The following is a 5,289-nucleotide window of genomic DNA, read 5'->3' on the forward strand; positions in this document are numbered from 1 at the left end:
CGCCCGCCGCGTCCCGCCATGCCTACGGACATACCCATGATCGTACCTCAGGCCTTCTGCGCGACTTTTTCATCGATTTGCCGCGAGAGTATGGCGGAGAACTCATCCGAGAACCCTTCCATGCGCACGGCGATCTTGTTCGCGTCTGATGACAGCTTGTTGTAGGCGATGACAGCCGGGATGGCCGCGAGCAGGCCGATGGCGGTGGCGAGCAGCGCCTCGGCGATGCCGGGCGCGACCACCGACAGGCTGGTATTCTTCGAAGCGGCAATGGCCTGGAACGAGGTCATGATACCGATGACGGTCCCGAAAAGGCCGATGAAGGGCGCGGCCGAACCGGTGGTGGCGAGGAAGCCGAGCCGTCCCTCCAGCCGCTCCATCTCGCGCGTCAGCGCCAGGTCCATCGCCTTGTCTATGCGGGTCTGCAGGCCGAGCGGCGATTTCGCTCCCTTCTCGAAGCTCTTCTTCCATTCGCGCATGGCGGCGACGAAGATCGCGCCCATGCCGGTGGTCTTGCGGTCGGCGAGCGTACGGTAGAGCTCTTCCAGCGACTGGCCCGACCAGAACACCTGCTCGAAGCGGTTCAGCGCCAGCCGCATGCGGCCATAGGCGACGAGCTTGTCGACGATGATCGCCCAGGTCCAGATCGAGGCGCAGAGCAGGCCGATCATGACCAGCTTGACGACCCAGCTGGCCTGCATGAACAGCGCCCAAATCGATAAATGCGCGCCCGGTTCGGCGAGTGCGATGTTTTCCATGGTTACGTCCTTAGATTTTCCGGGCGTCGCTGGCGGCTGGGCCCATGGGCATCCCTTGTGGTCCGTTCGCGCGAGCTTGAAGCTTGCGGGATCACCCCGAATGCACCGTTTCGCGGCCTTTTCGGGGCAAATATTGGTGAAAGGAAGGCGTTCGGATTCCGCCAATCTTCACCAATCTCTTCATGAACCGTTATGGTTAAGGATGGGTTATGATATGAAGCGCGGCGCATTGCCGCGCCCCATATCGCAGGGTCGCTGCTCGCATCTGTCGATCAAATGGCTGCGGAGGTCGCCGAGGGCCGAAATATCAGTCGCTTGCCTTTGGCATAAACGCTGCGACCCACTCCCTCGGAAAGCGCCTCGGCCGGCCGTTCTCGCCGATGATCGCCGCCTCGACCTTCGCCTCGACCAGCACCTCGTCGCCGCGCTTCAGCTGCTGCGCCATGAAGATGCGGGCGCCGGAAATATCCTCGGTGCGCGTCTCGATGGTCAGGATGTCGTCCATGCGGGCGGGACTCTTGAAGTCTATCTCCATGCGCCTGACCACCCAGACGATGCGTTCGCCATGCTTGCCGTCGGCAAGCTCGGTATGATGAACGCCGGCGAGCCTCAGATAATCGGAGCGGCCGCGCTCGAAGAATTCGAGATAGCGGGCGTGGTAGACGACGCCGGAGAAATCGGTATCGGCATAGTAGACCCGCGCCATCAGCCGATGGCCGAATTCCGTCAGCGCGCCGGAAAGCCCCGCGCCGAGCGCCGCCGATTCACCATGATCGTCCATCGCGCTTTCCTTTTCTGGCCCGAGCAGGCAGGTGTTGCGGCGCTGGAACCGGATGGCACTGTTGGGCGCGATGATCAAGACCTTGATGGCGGCACTGCTGGCTCTTGGGGCTTTGGCATTGCCCACCTATGCCGCGACGTTCTCGATGAAGCGCGGCCTCAATCTCGACCAGTGGACGACCTGGACCGGCGAGGAGAAATGGAACGACCCGAACGCCATCCTGCCCTATCCGGAATGGCGAAAGTTCCTCAAGGAGGATGACCTCAAGGCGCTCAAGGATGCCGGCTTCGATTTCCTGCGCATGCCGGTCGACCCCTCCCCCTTCCTGTCCGAAGAGACACTTGCGCTGCGCGACGACCTTTACGCCAGCGTGCTGGACTCGGCGCGCATGATCAACCGCGCCGGGCTGAAGGTGATCGTTGACATGCATCTGATCCCCGCCGGCGGCAACCGCAAGATCGGCATGGGCGAGGTGATGGACGACCCCGGGACCTTCGACGCCTATGTCGATATGGTGCGCAAGATGGCGCGCACGCTGTCAAACGAGGATCCGGGCCAGGTCGCTTTCGAGCCGATGAACGAGCCGATCGTCGACTGCGACGGCGACGGCACAAATCTCTGGCCGGAGCGCCAGAAGAAGCTATTCGCGGCGGCGCGCTCCTCGGCCACCAGGTTGACGCTGATCCTCACCGGCGCCTGCTACTCCAACGCCGCGTCGCTGGCCAGGATCGACCCGAAGCTGATCGCCGACGACAACATCATCTGGTCCTTCCATTCCTACGATCCGTTCCTGCTCACCCATCAGGGCGCGACCTGGGCCGGCGACTTCATCCGCTATGTCACCGGCCTGCCCTTTCCGCTGACAGCCGTGCCGCAGGGGCAGCTCGATGTGGCGCTGGACACGATCCGTGCCCGGATCAGGGCCGAGGCGCCCTGGACGCGCCGGAGCGGCATGCTTGCCTATCTCGACGAGCAGGTCGCCAGCATGGACAGCGACGACAAGCTGCTCGGCATCATGGATGCGCCGTTCAAGACGGTCGAAGCGTGGGCGAAAGCCAACGGGATAAGACCGGAAAACATCACGCTCGGCGAATTCGGGATGATCCGCCAGGAATACGGCAACGCCTATGTGATGCCCGCCGAATACCGCGCCGCCTATGTCAGTCAGATGATTGGGCGCGCCGAGGCGCACGGCTTCTCCTGGTCGGTGTGGGGCTATGGCGGTGCCTTCGGCATTGTCGACGCTTTCGACGGCGACAAGGCCGAGCCTGACGTAATCAACGCGATCAGGTCGCTTCACTGAAGCGGGCGGTTCAGGCGGACCCGAGATCGATCTGCAGGATTTCCGGGCGCATGCCAAAACGCACCGGCATGATGCTGAAGCCGAGTCCGCCGGACACAATCAGGTTTCGATCGTTTTCGACGACATGGCCATAGGCGTAGCGATTGCCGTAGCGCGAAGGCACGACCGGCGAATAGCCGAACAGCCGCACCTGCCCGCCATGGGTGTGGCCGGACAGCGTCAGCGAAACCCGCCACGGCACTTTCGGGAAGATATCAGGCTCATGGGCGAGCAGGATTGTGGGAGCGCTATCGCTCACCTTGGCCAGCGTGCCATCGAGGTCGTCGAGGCCCCTGGGCTCGTCGCGGCCGTCGCCCGGCAGCAACGCTAGCTGGTCCGCGAGGCCTGCCAGCCAGAAGCCGTGTCCGTCCTTTTCCAGGCGCAAGGCATCGTTTTCCAGCACCGTGATGCCGGCGCCCTCGAGTGCCTTGCGCGCCTCGGTTGGTCCGGCCCCCGCCCTTTGCGCAACAGGATCGTGCCACCAGTCGTGATTGCCGAGGATCGCCTTGACGCCGAGCGGCGCTTTCAGGCCGGACAGGGCCGAGGCCCATTCCGAAGCGGGCACCTCGTCCGTTACCAGGCGCATGCCGGCGACATAGTCGCCGAGCAGGACGATGAGATCCGGACGCAAGGCGTTTGCCTCGGCGGCAAGCGAGGCGATCCGCTCCGGCGTCATCCAGGGACGGCAGGCATGGATGTCGGCGAGCGCAAGGACACGCAGCTTGAGGCCCGCCGGCCAGTGCGGTGGCATCAGCGAATAGCGCTTCACATGTGTCAGAAGCATCGGCTCGATGCCGACCGCATAGGCGCTGAGCGACACCATCGACAGGAACGAGCCGCCGATGAGGCGCAGGAAGCCACGTCTGGTGATCATAGGTCCGCCCGGCCCTTGGTATGGCAATTGCGTCAAGCTAGAGGCGGCAATTGCGTCTTCAGCTTGGCCGCGGCGAGCAGATTTTGCGCAGACAGGCCGTTCCCCGCGCAAGTGGGGAACAAATCTGCGTTACTCCTCCTGGAACAGGCTGATCTGCTGCTGCGCCAGATCCTTTGGCGCGTCGAGGCCGAGATGGCGCCAGGCATTGGCGGTCAGCACGCGCCCGCGCGGCGTACGCTGGATGAAGCCCTGCTGGATCAGATAAGGTTCGATGATGTCCTCGATGGCGTCGCGCGGCTCGGAGAGCCCAGCCGCGATGGTCTCGATGCCGACCGGGCCGCCGCCGAAGTTGCGGGCAATCATCGACAGGTATCGGCGGTCGAGCGCGTCGAGACCGAGCCCGTCGACCTCCAGCCTGGTTAGCGCCTCATCGGCGATGCGGCGGTCGACATGGCCATCGCCGGCAACGCTGGCGAAATCGCGCACCCGGCGCAGCAGCCGGCCGGCGATGCGCGGCGTGCCGCGCGCCCGCCTGGCGATCTCCAGCGCGCCATCGTCGCCGAGCGGCATCGAAAGGATGCGCGCGCCACGGCGCACGATCTGCTCCAGCTCCTCGACCGTGTAGAAATTGAGCCGCACCGGAATGCCGAAACGGTCGCGCAACGGATTGGTCAAAAGCCCGAGCCGTGTGGTGGCGGCGACCAACGTGAAACGGGCGAGGTCGATTTTGACCGAACGCGCGGCCGGTCCCTCGCCAATGATCAGGTCGAGCTGGAAATCCTCCATTGCCGGATAGAGGATTTCCTCCACCGCCGGATTGAGGCGATGGATCTCGTCGATGAACAGCACGTCACGGTCTTCGAGATTGGTGAGAAGCGCGGCGAGATCGCCGGCCTTGGCGATGACCGGCCCCGACGTTGAGCGGAAGTTGACGCCGAGCTCGCGCGCCATGATCTGCGCCAGCGTCGTCTTGCCGAGGCCAGGCGGTCCGACGAACAGCACATGGTCGAGCGCCTCGCCGCGTCCCTTGGCGGCGTCGACGAAGACCTTGAGATTGGCCCGGACCGCCGCCTGGCCGACGAACTCGTCGAGCGATTGCGGCCGCAAGCTCTGGTCGGCATCCTCGCCGCGCTTGTCGGGGGCAATGAGGCGGGGCGAAAGGTTCATGCCGCTTTCCTTGCATACGGCAAGGACCAGAACAAGCGGCCCCTCACCGCGCCAGTTCCTTCAGCCCGAAACGGATCAACTTCGAGGCGTCGGCGCCTTCGCCCGCCGCCTTCAGCGCCGCCGAAACCGCGTTGGCCGCGATGTCGCGCGAATAGCCGAGATTGACCAGCGCCGAGACGGCGTCGGTGATTGGCGCCGGCGCCACGCCCTCGCCGAGCTCCTGCTTCAGCCCGATCGTGCCCGAGGCGGCGCCCGCATAGGCCGGCGCCTTGGCCTTCAATTCGGTGACGATGCGCTCGGCCACCTTCTTGCCGACACCCGGCGCGCGCGACACCACCGCGATGTCGCGCAAGGCGATCGCGTTGGC

General features: G+C 64.6%; 5 protein-coding genes and 1 pseudogene. 1 reads left to right on the forward strand and 5 read right to left on the reverse strand.

The annotated features are described in order from the left end of the window. Positions 1 to 47: 47 nt before the first annotated feature. Complete coding sequence (tolQ, locus tag EOA33_RS23185) at positions 48 to 758, reverse strand: protein TolQ (RefSeq protein ID WP_126057874.1); 711 nt, start codon at positions 756 to 758, stop codon at positions 48 to 50. A 307-nt stretch (positions 759 to 1,065) separates the two neighbouring features. Next, positions 1,066 to 1,539, reverse strand: a complete 474-nt coding sequence (gene ybgC, locus EOA33_RS23190) for a tol-pal system-associated acyl-CoA thioesterase (protein WP_126057873.1) — start codon at positions 1,537 to 1,539, stop codon at positions 1,066 to 1,068. Positions 1,540 to 1,591: 52 nt separating this feature from the next. Here ybgC and EOA33_RS23195 point away from each other — a divergent pair, with 52 nt between their 5' ends. After that, positions 1,592 to 2,842, forward strand: coding sequence for a cellulase family glycosylhydrolase (locus EOA33_RS23195; RefSeq protein WP_127406688.1), 1,251 nt, complete (start codon positions 1,592 to 1,594; stop codon positions 2,840 to 2,842). Between the two features lie 10 nt (positions 2,843 to 2,852). Here EOA33_RS23195 and EOA33_RS23200 read toward each other — a convergent pair whose 3' ends face one another. The 3 genes and pseudogenes from EOA33_RS23200 to EOA33_RS23210 form a co-directional block, all read right to left on the reverse strand. After that, positions 2,853 to 3,755, reverse strand: a complete 903-nt coding sequence (locus EOA33_RS23200) for a metallophosphoesterase (protein ID WP_127406689.1) — start codon at positions 3,753 to 3,755, stop codon at positions 2,853 to 2,855. 129 nt (positions 3,756 to 3,884) lie between these two features. Beyond that, a complete protein-coding gene (gene ruvB / locus EOA33_RS23205; RefSeq protein ID WP_127406690.1) occupies positions 3,885 to 4,922 on the reverse strand; it encodes a Holliday junction branch migration DNA helicase RuvB in 1,038 nt (345 codons plus the stop codon). 43 nt (positions 4,923 to 4,965) lie between these two features. After that, positions 4,966 to 5,289: pseudogene (locus EOA33_RS23210) on the reverse strand (Holliday junction branch migration protein RuvA); the annotation flags it as partial.

This window comes from Mesorhizobium sp. M4A.F.Ca.ET.050.02.1.1 (assembly GCF_003997725.1).
Taxonomy (GTDB): Bacteria; Pseudomonadota; Alphaproteobacteria; order Rhizobiales; family Rhizobiaceae; genus Mesorhizobium.